Raw genomic sequence first — 16,445 nt, forward strand, 5'->3', positions numbered from 1 at the left:
AGAGCAGCGAGGCGATTGCGACGCTGTTGCAGCGCGAGCTGGAGCTGTAGTTCGGACTGGAAAATCTCCCCGGTGGCGCTGCGCCTACCGGGGCTACGTGTTTCCAGCCGTCTATGATTTTGTAGCCCGGACAGGCGCGTCAAGCGCCGCCTCCGGGACGGTGTTATAGGGGTTCCGTTCACCGCTATTTCGCAGAAAATGTATTTCTGTCGAACGTGAACGGGTAAAGGGGGAGAAAACCGTCTCCCCCTTTACAATCCCCGCGGTCCCGCAAAGAAATCGGTGCTGCGCACTGCGCTCACCTCCCGGTCCTCAGCCTGCGGTCGGCTCAACTCGACATCACTGTCTCGATTCGCCTCTGTCCGCCATCCCTGGCGGCCAGCCCTTGTCTTCGGACCTCCGGTTCGCCGATTTCAGCGGGCACCAGGGCATCGCTGCATATATCGCAGTTTCAGAGATATTCCCGCAGCTGTATGAAGATATCCCGGAGGCGGCGCTTGACGCGCCTGTCCGGGCTACTTTTATCCGGCAATGGCCCGACAAATCGCTGCGCCCACCTGCTGGGTGGAAGCGGTGCCTTTCATATCCGGCGTTTTCGGCCCGCTGGCGATGGTCTGCTCAATCGCCGCCAGAATGCCGTCATGGGCGGCCTGGTAGCGTTCATCCCCGTTGCCGAGGAAATCGAGCATCATCGCCCCGGCCCAGATGGTAGCGATAGGATTGGCAATATTTTTGCCGTAGATATCCGGCGCTGAACCGTGGACCGCTTCAAACAGCGACGGGAAGGTACGATCCGGATTGAGATTCGCCGACGGAGCAATGCCGATGGTGCCGGTACAGGCTGGGCCAAGATCGGAGAGAATATCGCCGAACAGGTTTGAGCCGACTACCACGTCAAAACGCTCCGGCTGCAGTACAAAGCGAGCGCACAGAATATCAATATGCTGCTTATCCCACTTCACCTCCGGGTAGTGCTGCGCCATCGCTTCCACGCGCTCATCCCAAAAAGGCATACTGATGGCAAGGCCGTTGGATTTGGTCGCTGAAGTTAACGTTTTGCGCGGGCGGCTTTGCGCCAGTTCAAAGGCGTAGCGCAGGATCCGATCAACGCCGCGGCGGGTAAACACCGACTCCTGAATCACCACTTCATGTTCGGTGCCCGGATTCACATGTCCGCCGAGGGCAGAATACTCCCCTTCGGTATTCTCGCGCACCACGTAAAAATCGATATCGCCAGGCTGCTTACCCGCCAGCGGGCAGGGGACGCCGGGAAACAGGCGCACCGGGCGCAGGTTGACGTACTGGTCAAACTCACGGCGGAACTTCAGCAGCGAACCCCAAAGCGAAATGTGATCCGGCACGATATCCGGCCAGCCCACCGCGCCGAAGTAGATAGCATCAAACTCTTGCAACTGCGTGTGCCAGTCGTCGGGCATCATTTTGCCGTGTTGCGCATAGTAATCGCAGCTGGCCCACTCAAAGTGCTCGAAGCTTAACGCCAGCCCCCAGCGTTCAGCGGCGGCCTGCAGTACGCGAACGCCCTCAGGCAGCACTTCTTTTCCGATGCCATCGCCGGGGATGGCGGCAATACGTAAGGTTTTATTCATTGTTGTTCTCAGTTTGCGGTAAGGGAAATTGACTTCACCTCTATCCTATAATTGACTGATTCATAATTAATCCCGTCAACTGGTGAAACATAAAACACGAATCATGAATAATCTGCCGCTGCTGAATGATTTACGCGTCTTTATGCTGGTCGCCCGCCGCGCCGGTTTTGCCGCCGCCGCTGAAGAGTTGGGCGTTTCTCCGGCTTTTGTCAGCAAGCGGGTGTCGTTGCTTGAGCAGACGCTCAACGTCCAGCTACTGCACCGTACCACCCGGCGGGTCGCCATTACCGAAGAGGGGGAGCGTATTTATGAATGGGGGCAGCGCATTTTGCAGGATGTCGATCAGATGATGGACGAGCTGTCCGATGTGCGTCAGGTGCCGCAGGGGACGCTGCGCATTATCAGCAGCTTCGGCTTTGGCCGTCAGGTTGTCGCCCCGGCGCTGTCCGAGCTGGCCCGCCGGTATCCGCAGCTGGAGATCCGTTTTGACGTCGCTGACCGGCTGGTGGATTTAGCCAATGAGGGGGTCGATCTGGATATTCGCGTCGGCGACGATATTGCCCCCAATCTGATTGCCCGCCAGCTTGCCACTAACCACCGCATTCTCTGCGCCTCGCCGGAATTTGTGGCTCGTCATTCGCGACCAAAGCAGCTAAGCGATCTTGCTGCACTGCCTTGCCTGGTGATTAAAGAGCGTGACAGGCCATTTGGCGTCTGGCAACTGCACGATAAAGAGGGGGAGCATGCGATTAAAGTGACCGGTCCGCTGTCGTCAAACCACGGTGAAATTGTTCATCAATGGTGCCTGGACGGGCAGGGGATCGCCCTGCGTTCGTGGTGGGACGTGAGTGAAAATATCGCCAGCGGAAATCTGCTGCACCTGCTGCCGGAATACTATCAGCCCGCCAATATCTGGGCGGTGTACGTGTCGCGACTGGCGACCTCGGCAAAGATTCGTACCACCGTGGAGTTTTTGCGCCACTATTTCCAGCAGCGCTTCCCGCAGCAATACGACGAGGCAAAATTGCCGACGGCAGGCACCGTCGGTCGAGGGGATTAAACGCCGAGTCTGTCGCGCAGACTGTAGTAGGCCGCGCCCATAGCGGTAAACGGAATGCGCAGGCTGCGCCCGCCGGGGAACGGGTAGTGCGGCAGCTTAGCGAAGGCGTCAAAGCGTTCGGCGTCACCGCGCAGCAGCTCTGAAATCAGTCGTCCGGCGAGGTGGGTACAGGTGACGCCATGGCCGCTGTAACCCTGCATATAGTAGATATTGTTATCGAGACGACCAAACTGCGGCATCCGCGAGAGGGTCAGCAGGAAGTTGCCGGTCCAGCGGTAGTCGATTTTCACTCCTTGCAACTGTGGGAAGGTTTTCAGCAGCTTCGGCATTATCAGCCGCTCTACGTCGTCCGGGTCGCGCGCGCCGTACACCACACCGCCGCCGTACAGCAGGCGGTTATCTGCGGTCAGGCGATAGTAATCCAGCAGATAGTTACAATCTTCCACGCAGTAGTTTTTCGGGATCAACGAACGTGCCAGATCCTCAGACAGCGGTGCGGTAGTGACGACCTGGGTACCGCAGGGCATGCTGCGCTTCGCCAGCTCCGGTTCGACTTTATCGCCGAGATAGGCATTACCGGCGACAATCACGTAGCGGGCGGTAACCTGACCGCGTTCGGTGGTCACCACCGCCGGGCTGGTGTGCTGAATACGGGTGACCGGCGATTGCTCGTAAACCCGACCGCCGTTCAGCCTAATGGCGTCCGCTTCGCCGATCGCCAGATTCAGCGGATGGATATGGCCGCCGCTATGGTCCAGCAGCGCGCCGGTATAGCGGTCGCTGTCCACTTCGCGACGTATAGCGCTGGCATCCAGCAGCTCCAGTTGGGTATTGCCGTAGCGCTCCCAGTTCTCTTTCTGCTCTTCGAGCGTCTCCAACTGTTTATGATTCAGCGCGACAAACAGGCCGCCGGGGCGATAGTCGCACTGGATTTGATAGCGCTGGATGCGCTCGCGGATAATATTACCGCCTTCAAACATCATGCTGCCAAGCATTTTCGCCGCGTCCGGGCCGTAGGTTTTCTCGATAACGTCGATATCGCGGCTGTAGGAGTTAACCAACTGACCGCCGTTGCGCCCGCTGGCGCCGAAGCCGATGCGCGCACCTTCCAGCAGCACCACATCGTAGCCCATTTCGGCCAAATGCAGCGCTGAAGAGAGTCCGGTATAGCCGCCGCCAACGATGCAGACGTCGCAGCTTATCGATTCGTACAGCGTTGGAAACGGTTCATAGCGATTGGCGCTGGCGGCGTAATAACTGGTGGTATGTTCGGTCATGATTAAGCCTCCAGGGCAATCCAGATAGTTTTCAGTTCGGTGAGTTTTTCCATTGCGTGCAGGGACTTATCACGTCCGTTGCCGCTCTGCTTGTAGCCGCCAAAAGGCACGGTCATATCGCCATCGTTATAGTTATTCACGAAGACGGAGCCGGCTTTCAGGCGTCGGCTGACGCGATGGGCGCGGGAAAGATCGCGGGTCCAGACCGCTGCGCCGAGGCCGTAGCGGCTGTCGTTAGCAAGCTTCACGGCCTGTTCTTCGGTTTTAAAACGGGTCACCACCAGCACCGGGCCGAAGATCTCTTCCTGACTGAGAGGAGATGCGGGGTCGACGTCGACAAAAATGGTCGGGCCGACCGCTGCTGGCCATGGGTTTTTGCGCCCATCCAGCAGCAGCGTGCTGTGTGCTTCCCCGGCGCGGATAAAGCTGTGGACGCTGTCGGCGTGGCTGTTGTCGATAAGCATACCCATGGTGGTATTCGGGTCGAGCGGGTTGCCCGGCTGCCAGCCTTTTGCTTGCTCTTTTAACAACTCGAGAAACTTGTCGGCGATGCTCTCTTCCAGCAGCAGGCGGGTTCCGGCAATACAGACCTGGCCCTGATTGTAAAAAATACCGCCCGCGGTGGTATTGACCGCTTTTTGCAGGTCCGGACAGTCGGCAAAGACGATATTGGCGCTTTTTCCGCCCGCCTCCAGCCAGACGCGCTTCATATTGCTGTCGCCTGCATCTTTCAGCAGCTGCTTGCCGGTGCGGGTAGAGCCGGTGAAAGTGATGACTTCAACATCCGGATGCAGCGCCAGTGCCTGACCGGCTTCATGGCCAAAACCACTGACCACGTTGAGCACCCCATCCGGCAGCCCGGCCTCTTTCGCCAGGCCCGCCAGACGTAGAGCGGTAAGCGGGGATTTTTCGGAAGGTTTGAGAACCACGCTGTTTCCGGCGGCCAGCGCCGGGCCAAGCTTCCAGCAGGCCAGCAGCAGCGGGAAGTTCCACGGAACTACCGCCGCAATCACGCCAATCGGCTCGCGAACGATCATCGCCAGTTCGTTGATACCGGTAGGCGCGACTTCGCCGTACACTTTATCAATGGCTTCGGCGTACCAGCGAATCGCACGGGCGGCACCGGGAATATCATCGCGCAGGCTGTGGCGAATCGGTTTGCCGGTATCCAGGGTTTCCAGCAGCGCCAGCTCTTCACGGTGAGCTTCCATTAGATCGGCGAATTTATTTAGCACTGCTTTGCGTTGAGAAGGGGACGCCTGCGACCAGTCGCCGTTCTCGAATACGCTGCGGGCGGCCTGCACCGCACGATCAACGTCGGCTTTTTTGCCGCGAGCAACTTCGGCGAGCGTCTGCTGCGCGGCAGGATCATTGGTTTCAAAAACGCTATTATCGGCGGCGGCGCTGTATTCACCGTTAATAAATAAGCGCGTCTCAATAACGAGCATTTTTGCTTTTTCTTGCCAGTAAGCCAGGTTGTGAAAATCCATCATGACTCCTTAATAACGTAATCGGGAAAATATAAAAGTTTGGCTATTTCTGACCCTCAGGGCGCAGGGCGTCCCCGGGATTGAGTACCGTTTAAATTGCCTATTAACAGGCATGAATTATCTGGGGCCAGCGGAATAAGTCTTTCCGCATTGCGCAAGGTGATCTGCGTTTTCTTCGCGCCGGCGGAATCAAGCTCCGACGGCGCAGGCCTGAAGAAAGCCTGAAAGAATCTCAGGCTAAAAATCAGAATGTGGTGGGGGTATGGGCACTGATAATTCGACAGATGCCTGCCGAGGTGTTGCTGAAGCTATGCGGTATGCCGGTGTTAATGGCATAGCTTTGCCCCGCCACCAGGTGATACGCCTGACCGTTAATGGTCAACACGACTTCACCCTCCAGTATGGTGCCTATCTCCTCGCCCTGATGCTTGATCCTCTCCCCGGTTGTGGTTCCAGGCTGGTACGTTTCAAAAATCATCGCCAGCGTGCGGTTCGGATTTCCATTATGAACCAGCTTCATCGACACCCCCTGACTGCCGATTTCAATCAGATCGTCCTGATTGATAACCACCTGCGGTTCAGCCGGTTTTTCTGGTTCAGAAAAGAATTCCGAGAGCGACAGCCCATAGACTTTCAGCAGCTTTTGCAGCGTGCTGATGGCAGGACTGACTTTGTCCTGTTCTATGGTGCTGATGGCACTATGTGTTAACCCAGACAGTTCGGCGGCACGACGCTGTGAGAGACCCAATTGCTGGCGGATCTCTGACAAACGTTTCCCTGGCGCCAGTCCGTCATCGCTCATATTTGCATTTCCTTAACGGTAGTGGTCAGAGTCGCTGTTTTTCAGCGATATGGTTCTGACAGGCGGTGATAAAACCTTCAAACAACATCCGCGACAGGGCGTATTCGCTACTGTTCCATTCAGGATGCCACTGCACGCCCAGAGCGAAAGGATGGTCATAAACGCTAACCGCTTCCGCCAGCCCGTCCGAAGAACGCGCCTCCACGCGCAGCCGTGGACCCAGTGTTTTTGCTCCCTGACCGTGTAACGAGTTGACCCAAAACGTGTTGCAGCCCGGTATTAACTGAGAAAGTAATCCTCCTTCCTGAACCTGAACTTCATGTGAGGGTGCATATTGCTGCTCTACAGGAAGCTCAGGATCTTCGCGGTGCTCAAGCAGTTCAGGCTGCTCGAACAGACGACGATACAGAGTCCCGCCGGTGGCGACAACCAGTTCCTGTAACCCACGGCAGATGGCGAAAATGGGGATGCGCCTTTCGAGCGCGGCGTTGATCAGCGCCATGCTCAGAAGATCACGCCCGGGATCGGCGTCAGGCTCATCGCCGTTTTCACCATAAAGGTGCGGCTGCACGTTGCTTGGGCTGCCCGGCAGGTAAATGCCATCCAGTTTAGGCAGTAACGTAGAAAGCAGGTCCGGTTCCGCTAACGCGTGCGGCAGGGCAATCGGTAACCCTCCGGCGTGAACAATCGCATTCAGGTACTTCTCTTGCAGAGTTTGGGTCTGGTGACCCTTAAGCCTGTTCCGACACATCACCACGCCAATAACTGGCTTGTACATTATATTTTCCATGATCGCCCTCACAAAGTGGACTAAATTATGACCGGATTAGCGGGTAAAACGGCCATTTCGTTCAATATTTTCTCAATCTAGCAGTGTGAATAGCCCTTTGCAAACTTAATTTAACATTTGACAAACAATTTATTTGCATACACATTCGAAGAGTGGACATTATATTTAACAGTGCTAATCAGAGTCCAAAACTAAAACAACGGCGGTGAATCATGGAAACCAATATCGTAGAAGTTGAGAATTTTGTTCAGCAGTCGGAAGAGAGACGGGTCAGCGCGTTCACCTGGGAAGTGAAGCGCTACCTTGAGCGTTACTCCAATACGCAATATGTTGATGTTCTGCTGACCGACCTGAACGGCTGCTTCCGCGGTAAGCGGATCCCGGTATCCAGCCTGAGCAAGCTGGAGAAGGGCTGCTATTTCCCGGCGTCGGTGTTTGCGATGGATATTCTCGGTAATGTGGTCGAGGAAGCGGGGCTCGGTCAGGAGATGGGCGAACCGGATCGCACCTGCGTACCGGTGTTGGGTACCTTAACGCCGTCGGCGGCGGACCCGGAATATATCGGTCAGGTACTGCTGACCATGGTTGATGAAGATGGCGCTCCCTTTGACGTTGAGCCGCGGAACGTTCTTAACCGACTCTGGCAGCAGCTGCGCCAGCGTGGGCTGTTCCCCGTGGTAGCGGTAGAGCTGGAGTTCTATTTACTGGACCGTAAGCGCGATGCTGAAGGCTACCTGCAGCCGCCGTGCGCGCCGGGGACCGGCGACCGCAATACCCAGAGCCAGGTTTACTCCGTTGATAACCTCAACCACTTTGCCGATGTCCTTAATGATATTGATGAAATCGCCCAGCTTCAGCTGATCCCGGCCGACGGCGCGGTGGCGGAAGCCTCTCCCGGTCAGTTTGAAATCAACCTGCATCATACCGATAACGTGCTCGACGCTTGTGATGATGCGCTGGCGCTAAAACGCCTCGTGCGTTTAATGGCGGAGAAGCATAAGATGCACGCCACTTTTATGGCGAAACCCTATGAAGAGCACGCCGGAAGCGGGATGCATATCCACATCAGCATGCAGAACAATAAAGGCGAGAACGTACTGGCGGATGCCGATGGTGAAGATTCCGCGATGTTAAAACGCGCGCTCGCCGGGATGATTGACCTGATGCCAGCTTCGATGGCTCTGCTGGCACCGAACGTCAACTCGTACCGTCGCTTCCAGCCGGGAATGTACGTGCCGACCCAGGCATCATGGGGGCATAACAACCGGACGGTAGCGCTGCGTATTCCGTGCGGCGATCGCCATAACCATCGCGTGGAGTATCGCGTGGCCGGAGCGGATGCCAACCCGTATCTGGTGATGGCGGCGATTTTTGCCGGAATTTTGCACGGTCTGGATAATACGCTGCCGCTACAGGAAGAGGTGGAAGGTAACGGTCTGGAGCAAGATGGCCTGCCTTTCCCGATTCGCCAGAGCGATGCGCTGTGGGAGTTTATGCAAAATGACCACTTGCGAGAGCGGCTTGGCGAGCGTTTCTGCCATGTTTATCACGCCTGTAAACATGACGAACTACTGCAGTTTGAGCGTCTGATCACCGAAACTGAAATTGAGTGGATGTTGAAAAACGCCTGATTGCCGCCCCGCAAGGGGCACCTTAGGTTTACCACAAGTAGCATCATACGGCCTGAGCGGAGCCTGGTCGGACGTTTGTGCTGGGAGCCCAGCCATTTCCCGGATGCCGCGTTAAGGAGCGCAGGCGGCAACGGGCTTCAGTTAACGACACAGTGTGTGACGAGGAAAGTGAGATGATGCAGATGTTCAAATATCCGCAGGGAGAAGGGGGCCGTCCTGGCCGCATGGATTGCGCAGCCACCGCCGCTCGTCGGTTCTTTTTACTTTTTGATTTACCATTAACCCCGTTGCGAAGTTGGTTTGTTTTCCGGTCATTACGACCGCAAACCCAGGTGTGCAGCGGGGGAAATGACAATGGCTATTAACACCTCTCTCGACAACGCTCCTGAAAAGGGCAAACCCGGGCTGCGCAAATCGCTCAAACTGTGGCAAGTAGTGATGATGGGGCTGGCCTACCTGACCCCGATGACGGTGTTTGATACCTTTGGCATCGTTTCCGGCATCAGCAACGGTCACGTACCGGCTTCCTATCTGCTGGCGCTGGCTGGGGTGTTGTTTACCGCCATTAGCTACGGCAAGTTGGTGCGCCAGTTTCCGCAGGCGGGTTCGGCCTATACCTACGCGCAGAAATCGATCAGCCCGCATGTTGGTTTTATGGTTGGCTGGTCTTCGCTGCTGGATTATCTGTTCCTGCCGATGATCAACGTTCTGCTGGCGAAGATTTATCTCTCTGCGCTGTTTCCGGAAGTGCCGCCCTGGGTGTGGGTGGTGACGTTTGTGGCGATCCTTACCGCGGCGAACCTGAAAAGCGTCAACCTGGTGGCGAACTTCAATACCCTCTTCGTGCTGGTGCAGATCTCGATTATGGTGGTCTTCATCGTGCTGGTGGTGCAGGGGCTGCATAAAGGGGAAGGGGTCGGTACCGTCTGGTCGCTCCAGCCGTTTATTAGCCAGAACGCGCACCTGCTCCCGATTATTACCGGGGCGACGATAGTCTGCTTTTCGTTCCTCGGCTTCGATGCGGTGACCACGCTCTCTGAAGAGACGCCGGACGCCGCGCGGGTGATCCCGAAGGCGATTTTCCTCACCGCGGTCTACGGCGGGATAATTTTTATCGCTGCATCGTTCTTTATGCAGCTCTTTTTCCCCGATATTAGCCGCTTTAAAGATCCGGATGCGGCGCTGCCGGAAATTGCCCTGTACGTTGGCGGCAAGCTGTTCCAGTCGATTTTCCTGTGCACGACGTTTGTTAATACCCTTGCTTCAGGTCTGGCTTCGCACGCCAGCGTCTCACGACTGCTGTATGTGATGGGGCGCGATAACGTTTTCCCGGAGCGCGTTTTTGGCTACGTCCACCCGAAATGGCGCACTCCGGCGCTGAACGTCATTATGGTCGGAATTGTTGCCTTGTCTGCGCTGTTCTTCGACCTGGTCACCGCCACGGCGCTGATTAATTTCGGCGCGCTGGTAGCGTTTACCTTCGTCAATCTGTCGGTGTTTAACCACTTCTGGCGGCGTAAGGGTTACAACAAAACGTGGAAAGATCGTTTGCACTATCTGCTGCTGCCGATGGTCGGCGCGCTGACGGTCGGCGTATTGTGGGTGAATCTGGAGGCGACATCGCTAACGCTTGGTCTGGTGTGGGCGGGGCTGGGCTTACTCTATCTGACTTATCTCACCCGCCGTTTCCGCAAGCCGCCGCCGCAGTTTGATGGAGCCAAAGCGGAACAGGCCTGGGAATCGTAACGATTTTTTACGCCGACACAAAGGCAGGCGAGCAAGCCTGCCTTCTTTTTTGTCATTATCGTTTGAAATCAGGCGGTCCGGTAAAAATAGTAGGGGCAGAAGGTAAGAATAGTGAGGATGTATTATTTCTTTTTCTTATGAATTGGTAGTTGTCCAGCGCGTCGATCCTTGATATAGGACACCAGGCTGTAGAGGGCGACTCCCAGCAAAACTACCGCGACGATAAAGAGCAGGATACCTGACATAAATTAACCTAATGTTATGTTTAACATGAAGAAAAAATACCGTGATATCGAGATAATAGCATCGGGATATTTCTTAAAGATGACCCGGTGAGTCAGACAACAATGGACTGCCAGTGAAGCTATTAACTTATTATTTACATGAATAAATGTGAAGTGTAAAGCACCGGAGTGGTCAAAAAGTAAACTGAGTTACACACCTTTAAGCGAATTTACAGACGTGAGCCCGGCAGGCTGCTAACCTTGGCCCGCTTAAATATGGGTTGAGAGTAATAAATGGGTAATAAGCATATCGTCGGTCTTGTTGGGCTGGCGCTGGTAGTGACTTCCTTTAGTAGCCTGGCTGATTCCGATCGCCAGTCAATTCGTGAACGTATTGTCGATCAGGTTTTAAAACCCTGCGAAGGTAAAAAGGCGGGAGATAAAGTTCTGATAATCGACCATCGCGGTGGTGAGCATGAAGCCATCTGTACGCTGGCGGCGGTGCCGCTACCGGAGTAACCGCCGCTGCGAAAGTTATAGATTCCCCGTGCCGCCATCGACCAACAGTTCTGTCCCGACAACATAGCTGGATTCATCCGAGGCCAGGAACAACGCGGCTTTCGCCAGCTCCTGCGCTGTGCCCATACGGCCCAGAGGAACCAGGCTTTTGATCTCCGCTTGTAGATTCTCCAGCGCCTCGGCGCTGAGCCCCAGTTTGTCCAGCGCCGGAGTGTGTACCGGGCCTGGACTCAAGCCGTTAACGCGAATACCGCGCAGCAGCAGTTCGCCGGACAGCGTACGCGCCAGCGATAGCAGCCCGGCTTTACTGGCGGCATAAGCGCTGCTGGTCGGCAGGCCGATATGGGCGCTTACCGAACCGCACAGAATGACCGACGCCGGGTTTGCCAACAGCGGCAGCAGCGCCTGTAGCAAGAAAAAGGGGCCTTTCAGATTGATGTTCATCAGCCGATCCCAGTCTTCTTCATGCCATTCGCCGAATTTACCGTGGGTGACGTCCCCGGCGTTGATAAACACTGCATCAAGCCGTGCCCATCGTCTGTTCAGCGTTTCCGCCAACTGACGTTGCCCGCCGATATCCCCCGCATCGGCGGCAATAACCCACGCTTTCTCACCCAGTATCGTCCTCGCCTGTGCAAGTGCGACGGGGTTGCGCCCGGTGACCGCAACATGTGCCCCTTCAGAGAGAAATTCCTGTGCGGTGGCAAGACCTATGCCGCTGGTACCGCCGGTAATTAAGGTAAATTTTCCTGCTAAACGTCCCATCTCTTCACACCTCTTGCATGACTGGAAAAGTCACTATAAGTACATTAGTATCCAAAGGGTACCAGGTACCAATTGGGTACTAATGAACAAAAAGGTGTGCTATGGCGGAAATCGCGGCGCGGGCAACGCAAAAAAATTTGCCGCAAGAATCTTGTCCCATGACCGACTTCGTCAATCTGATTGCCGGGAAATGGGCGATTCCGATCCTCTATCGGTTGATTGTGCTTAACGTACCGGTGCGCTTCAGCGAACTGCTGCGCGCGGTATCGCCGATTACGCAAAAAGAACTCACCCGCCAACTGCGCCTGTTTGAGCAGCGCGGACTGGTGTCGCGCCACGTCTATGCGGAGATTCCACCACGGGTTGAATATCAGATAACCGACCTGGGGTTATCGATGCGCAGCGCGCTGCAACCGCTGGCGGAGTGGATGCGGCAGAACGGGCATCAGTTAAAACGCTAGAAAAATCGTCTCGTTAGCGAGTTTGCGAGCCATTGCCCGGAAAAATGTCATAAATTTGTCACAATTAAGGCGATGATAATCACTGACTGAGGGTTAAGGGATGAGAAAAAGTCTACTCGCCGCCGCCGTGGCAGGCGTTGTACTACTGTCCGCAGGCGTCCAGGCGCAGGAACAGACCGCACCGGAAGGGTACCAGCTGCAACAGGTGCTGATCATGAGTCGTCATAACCTGCGTGCGCCGTTGGCGAACAACGGCAGCGTACTGGAGCAGTCAACGCCGAAGTCCTGGCCGGAGTGGGATGTGCCCGGCGGCCAGTTGACCACCAAGGGCGGGGTGCTGGAAGTTTATATGGGGCACTATATGCGCGAATGGCTGGCGCAGCAAGGGCTGGTGACCAGCGGCGAGTGCCCGCCTGAGAACGCGGTTTATGCGTATGCAAATAGTCTGCAACGCACCGTCGCTACGGCGCAGTTCTTTATTACCGGCGCGTTTCCCGGCTGCGGCGTAACGGTGCATCATCAGGAAAAAATGGGCACGATGGACCCAACCTTCAACCCGGTGATCACCGATGATTCCGCCGCCTTTAGTGAAAAAGCGGTGCAGGCGATGGAGAAAGAGCGCCAGGGAATGCAGTTGAGCGAGAGCTATAAGCTGCTGGAGGAGATGACGGATTATCGCAATTCGCCTTCCTGCAAAGAGAAACAGCAGTGCTCGCTGAGCGAGGGTAAAGATACCTTTAGCGCTAAATATCAGCAGGAGCCGGGCGTATCCGGGCCGTTGAAGGTGGGCAACTCGCTGGTCGACGCCTTTACGCTGCAATACTACGAAGGTTTCCCCAAAGATCAGGTGGCGTGGGGGGAAATCAAAAGCGATAAGCAGTGGCAGGTGCTGTCGAAGCTGAAAAATGGTTATCAGGATAGCCTGTTTACTTCCCCAGAAGTGGCGCGCAACGTGGCTAAACCGCTGGTGAAATACATTGATAACGCGTTGGTGGGCGATGCAACAAAGGCAGCGAAAGTGACGCTGCTGGTAGGGCATGATTCCAATATCGCCTCGCTGCTGACGGCGCTGGATTTTAAACCTTATCAGCTGCATAACCAGTACGAGCGCACGCCGATCGGCGGCAAGCTGGTGTTCCAGCGCTGGCACGATAACAGCGGCAACCGCGATTTGATGAAAATTGAGTATGTCTATCAAAGTACCGAGCAGTTGCGCAATGCCGACGCGCTGACCCTGCAATCACCGCCGCAGCGGGTGACGATGGCGCTGAACGGGTGTCCGGTTGATGATAACGGCTTCTGTCCGATGGATACCTTCAAAAAGGCGATGGCCGAGGCGACGAAGTAACGAAGGTAATAAAAAACCCGGAGCAATCCGGGTTTTGCAGCTGACGGTTGAGCAAGACTTTGTAGCCCGGACAGGCGCAACGCGCCGCCTCCGGGAAGCTCATGCAATAACTCCCGGAGGCGGTACTGCGTACCTGTCCGGGCTACAACGACAGATAGTCAGACGTTTTTACGCTCAATGGTTTGCTCGCCCCAGAACAGGGAATCTTTATCCGTTTTGGCGAAAGCGAGAGGCAGCACTTCATCGTTGCCTTCTTCCCAGATTTTCTCCGCAAGCTTCTCATCGTAATTGGCTAATTCAAAAATTACCTCGGCAATTTCGGGAGAGGTATTGCGTAAACTTGCCCATTCACCCACGCGGTGGGCTTTTGCTTCTTGATTCGGCATGCTTTTCCTCCTGCTGAAGATTAACCGTGTAGCTTAACGGCCAGGCCCGCGACATGCTCACCCTGATAGCGGGCAATCGCCAGCTCTTCCTCGCTTGGCTGACGTGAGCCGTCGCCCCCGGCAATCGTGGTGGCACCGTATGGCGTACCGCCGCGAACCTGCGAGACATCAAACAGCTCCTGAGCACCGTAGCCAATCGGCACAATAATCATCCCGTGATGGGCAAGGGTGGTCCAGGTGGAGGTAATGGTTTGCTCCTGGCCGCCGCCGGTACCGGTTGAGCTAAATACGCTGGCCAGTTTGCCATACAGCGCGCCGGATGCCCATAGGCCGCCGGTCTGATCAAGGAAGGTGCGCATCTGTCCGGACATATTGCCGAAACGGGTTGGGGTACCAAAGATGATGGCGTCATACTCAGCCAGCTCCTGCGGCGTGGCAACGGGGGCGTTTTGTGTTTTCCCGCCTGCTTTGGCAAAAATCTCTGCCTGCATGGTTTCCGGCACGCGCTTCACGACCACCTCAACGCCATCAACCTTGTTTGCTCCTTCGGCGACGGCATGCGCCATGGTCTCGATGTGTCCGTACATTGAATAATAAAGCACCAGAATCTTAGCCATTTGCATCACTCCTCGGTTGCGTTATAGACCAGTTACTTGACTGGCTACCTTTAAAGATAAGACCTCTGGCGAAGAGTGCAAATGCAACAATCATTTGTTTGATTTATAACAAAATTGCAAAGATTAAAGATTGTTGCAAAAAGATACATATTTAACCCGACGTTTTTCGGCAATCATAAGAGGCGCTTAGCGAACGCCAGGCATGGCAATGGTCGTTCTTATGGAAAATCTATTTCAGGATGTGACTATATCCATTGAGCATGTTTTTCATTCGCTAACCTTAAAGGCACGCGATACGGCACCTGTATCGTGGAGGCTACGGTCTTGTGATTCACTAATGCAGCATGTATGGAGGTCCATAATGGCAAACCATCGTGGCGGTGCCGGCAACTTTGCCGAAGACCGTGAAAGAGCATCAGAAGCCGGTCGTAAAGGTGGCCAGCATAGCGGGGGGAACTTTAAAAACGATCCCCAGCGCGCTTCCGAAGCGGGCAAAAAAGGGGGAAAAAACAGTCACGGCAATCGCGACAGCTAGCGGGCCCGACTGATTCAGAACTGATTGGGGTTAATCTCCAGGGCCCGACCCCATCGCCCTCGCCGCCGACGTGTTGTCGGCGGTTTTTTTATGGGTGAATAGTTGCCTCTGCGGGGTGCAGACTGCACACTAGCGGGCTATTTATTATGATTGGCTGTGTGATGTCTTCGTTTAAATTCTCCCTTACTCGCCAGGAAGCCATCCTGCTTGTTATCACCATGTTCTGGGGTGGAACGTTTCTCGCGGTTCAGTATGCGGTGACGCTAAGCGGGCCGCTGTTCTTCGTCGGACTGCGTTTTGGTACCGCCGCGCTGGCGGTCGCTTTACTGTCGCTGCGTACATTACGCGGCCTGACATGGCTGGAGCTAAAAGCGGGCGCGGCGATAGGTATCTCGATTGCGCTGGGCTACGGCCTGCAAACCTGGGGGTTGCAGTCGATCTCCAGCAGTAAATCGGCGTTTATTACCGCCATGTACGTGCCGCTGGTGCCGCTATTGCAATGGCTGTTCCTCAGACGAATGCCGGGGATGATGTCCTGCGTCGGTATCGTGCTGGCGTTTATCGGTCTGATCCTGCTGGCCGGCCCGGAGAGTAACCTGATAGCGCTGGGTGTCGGCGAGATGATCACTCTTGCCAGCGCGGTGGCGATTGCGGCAGAAATTATTCTGATTAGCGCCTGGGCGGGGAAGGTGGATATCCGCCGGGTGACGGTAGTTCAGTTGGCGACGGCGTCACTGGTGGCGTTTGTCGGTATGGCCCCGGTTGGAGAAAACATTCCACCGATGACGTCGGGGCTGGTTGGTGTTGCGCTGGGATTAGGCATCTTCAGCGCCATTATTCAGGTGACCATGAACTGGGCGCAACGCAGCGTGTCGCCTACGCGGGCAACGCTGATTTACACCGGAGAACCGGTGTGGGCGGGAGTGTTTGGCCGTATTGCCGGAGAGCGTTTGCCGCTGCTGGCGCTGGTGGGCTGCGTGTTTATTCTGGCGGGCGTGCTGGTTAGCGAGCTGAAGTGGAAGCGGAAAAGGCTTCCGCTGCCGGAGAAGCTCCCGGATGGCGGCGTGAACGCCTTATCCGGGATGAGGGATCGTGCCGAACCTTAGCTAAATATTCCCGGAGGCGGTGCTGTGCACCTGTCCGGGCTTGTATGATGACTCCGTCAGAAAGAACCGGCCAGTTCTCTC

18 protein-coding genes are annotated in these 16,445 nt (G+C 55.7%); 9 read left to right on the forward strand and 9 right to left on the reverse strand.

The genetic code is table 11. The annotated features are described in order from the left end of the window. Positions 1-521: 521 nt before the first annotated feature. Positions 522-1,607 carry a tartrate dehydrogenase gene (locus QVF11_RS10445; protein WP_287856774.1) on the reverse strand — a complete coding sequence of 362 codons (1,086 nt, stop codon included), beginning with the start codon at positions 1,605-1,607 and terminating at the stop codon, positions 522-524. 82 nt (positions 1,608-1,689) lie between these two features. On the opposite strand from QVF11_RS10445, the gene QVF11_RS10450 reads away from it, so the two are divergent. After that, complete coding sequence (locus tag QVF11_RS10450) at positions 1,690-2,667, forward strand: LysR family transcriptional regulator (protein WP_287856776.1); 978 nt, start codon at positions 1,690-1,692, stop codon at positions 2,665-2,667. Here QVF11_RS10450 and QVF11_RS10455 read toward each other — a convergent pair. The 4 genes from QVF11_RS10455 to puuD all read right to left on the reverse strand — a co-directional run bounded on the left by QVF11_RS10455 (position 2,664) and on the right by puuD (position 7,014). Next, a complete protein-coding gene (locus tag QVF11_RS10455) occupies positions 2,664-3,944 on the reverse strand; it encodes an NAD(P)/FAD-dependent oxidoreductase (RefSeq protein WP_287856778.1) in 1,281 nt (426 codons plus the stop codon). The two genes, QVF11_RS10450 and QVF11_RS10455, sit on opposite strands and share 4 nt — an antisense overlap. A gap of 2 nt (positions 3,945-3,946) precedes the next feature. Continuing rightward, positions 3,947-5,434 (reverse strand): aldehyde dehydrogenase PuuC, encoded by a 1,488-nt coding sequence (puuC, locus tag QVF11_RS10460; protein ID WP_287856793.1) that lies wholly within the window; start codon positions 5,432-5,434, stop codon positions 3,947-3,949. Between the two features lie 244 nt (positions 5,435-5,678). Next, complete coding sequence (gene puuR / locus QVF11_RS10465) at positions 5,679-6,236, reverse strand: HTH-type transcriptional regulator PuuR (protein ID WP_004849766.1); 558 nt, start codon at positions 6,234-6,236, stop codon at positions 5,679-5,681. Between the two features lie 25 nt (positions 6,237-6,261). Continuing rightward, entirely contained in the window at positions 6,262-7,014 is a 753-nt protein-coding gene (gene puuD, locus QVF11_RS10470) for a gamma-glutamyl-gamma-aminobutyrate hydrolase (protein ID WP_167492790.1), read from the reverse strand. 224 nt (positions 7,015-7,238) lie between these two features. On the opposite strand from puuD, the gene puuA reads away from it, so the two are divergent. From puuA to QVF11_RS10480, 3 genes are all read left to right on the forward strand, one after another. Beyond that, positions 7,239-8,657, forward strand: a complete 1,419-nt coding sequence (gene puuA / locus QVF11_RS10475) for a glutamate-putrescine ligase (protein WP_287856780.1) — start codon at positions 7,239-7,241, stop codon at positions 8,655-8,657. Positions 8,658-8,881: 224 nt separating this feature from the next. Further along, positions 8,882-9,022 carry a hypothetical protein gene (locus QVF11_RS28700; RefSeq protein WP_462660517.1) on the forward strand — a complete coding sequence of 47 codons (141 nt, stop codon included), beginning with the start codon at positions 8,882-8,884 and terminating at the stop codon, positions 9,020-9,022. Further along, on the forward strand, positions 9,012-10,403 hold the full coding sequence (locus QVF11_RS10480; RefSeq protein ID WP_287856782.1) for an APC family permease: 1,392 nt from the start codon (positions 9,012-9,014) through the stop codon (positions 10,401-10,403). The genes QVF11_RS28700 and QVF11_RS10480 overlap by 11 nt, the downstream gene beginning before the upstream one ends. Positions 10,404-10,525: 122 nt before the next feature. Here QVF11_RS10480 and QVF11_RS10485 read toward each other — a convergent pair whose 3' ends face one another. After that, on the reverse strand, positions 10,526-10,648 hold the full coding sequence (locus QVF11_RS10485) for a small membrane protein (protein WP_110277171.1): 123 nt from the start codon (positions 10,646-10,648) through the stop codon (positions 10,526-10,528). A gap of 273 nt (positions 10,649-10,921) precedes the next feature. Here QVF11_RS10485 and QVF11_RS10490 point away from each other — a divergent pair, with 273 nt between their 5' ends. Then, complete coding sequence (locus tag QVF11_RS10490; RefSeq protein WP_110277170.1) at positions 10,922-11,146, forward strand: hypothetical protein; 225 nt, start codon at positions 10,922-10,924, stop codon at positions 11,144-11,146. A gap of 15 nt (positions 11,147-11,161) precedes the next feature. On the opposite strand, the gene QVF11_RS10495 is transcribed toward QVF11_RS10490, so the two are convergent. Further along, on the reverse strand, positions 11,162-11,911 hold the full coding sequence (locus tag QVF11_RS10495) for an SDR family oxidoreductase (RefSeq protein ID WP_287856786.1): 750 nt from the start codon (positions 11,909-11,911) through the stop codon (positions 11,162-11,164). Between the two features lie 101 nt (positions 11,912-12,012). Between QVF11_RS10495 and QVF11_RS10500 the strand changes: the two genes are divergently transcribed. Then, the gene (locus tag QVF11_RS10500; protein ID WP_110277168.1) at positions 12,013-12,372 is read left to right on the forward strand and encodes a winged helix-turn-helix transcriptional regulator; all 360 of its coding nucleotides are present in this window, start codon (positions 12,013-12,015) and stop codon (positions 12,370-12,372) included. A 100-nt stretch (positions 12,373-12,472) separates the two neighbouring features. Then, on the forward strand, positions 12,473-13,720 hold the full coding sequence (gene agp, locus QVF11_RS10505) for a bifunctional glucose-1-phosphatase/inositol phosphatase (protein ID WP_112215197.1): 1,248 nt from the start codon (positions 12,473-12,475) through the stop codon (positions 13,718-13,720). Between the two features lie 158 nt (positions 13,721-13,878). Here the strand turns inward: agp and QVF11_RS10510 are convergent, their stop codons facing one another. Both QVF11_RS10510 and wrbA read right to left on the reverse strand, forming a co-directional pair. Further along, positions 13,879-14,106 carry a YccJ family protein gene (locus tag QVF11_RS10510; protein WP_112215196.1) on the reverse strand — a complete coding sequence of 76 codons (228 nt, stop codon included), beginning with the start codon at positions 14,104-14,106 and terminating at the stop codon, positions 13,879-13,881. 20 nt (positions 14,107-14,126) lie between these two features. Beyond that, positions 14,127-14,723, reverse strand: coding sequence for an NAD(P)H:quinone oxidoreductase (wrbA, locus tag QVF11_RS10515; protein ID WP_112215195.1), 597 nt, complete (start codon positions 14,721-14,723; stop codon positions 14,127-14,129). Between the two features lie 361 nt (positions 14,724-15,084). Here wrbA and QVF11_RS10520 point away from each other — a divergent pair, with 361 nt between their 5' ends. Both QVF11_RS10520 and QVF11_RS10525 read left to right on the forward strand, forming a co-directional pair. Then, complete coding sequence (locus tag QVF11_RS10520; protein ID WP_112215194.1) at positions 15,085-15,258, forward strand: con-10 family general stress protein; 174 nt, start codon at positions 15,085-15,087, stop codon at positions 15,256-15,258. A gap of 161 nt (positions 15,259-15,419) precedes the next feature. After that, entirely contained in the window at positions 15,420-16,364 is a 945-nt protein-coding gene (locus QVF11_RS10525; RefSeq protein WP_287856791.1) for a DMT family transporter, read from the forward strand. The last annotated feature ends 81 nt before the right edge of the window (positions 16,365-16,445 follow it).

The sequence above is a fragment of the Klebsiella sp. genome, assembly GCF_027492335.1.
In the GTDB taxonomy this organism is placed as follows: domain Bacteria; phylum Pseudomonadota; class Gammaproteobacteria; order Enterobacterales; family Enterobacteriaceae; genus Klebsiella; species Klebsiella huaxiensis.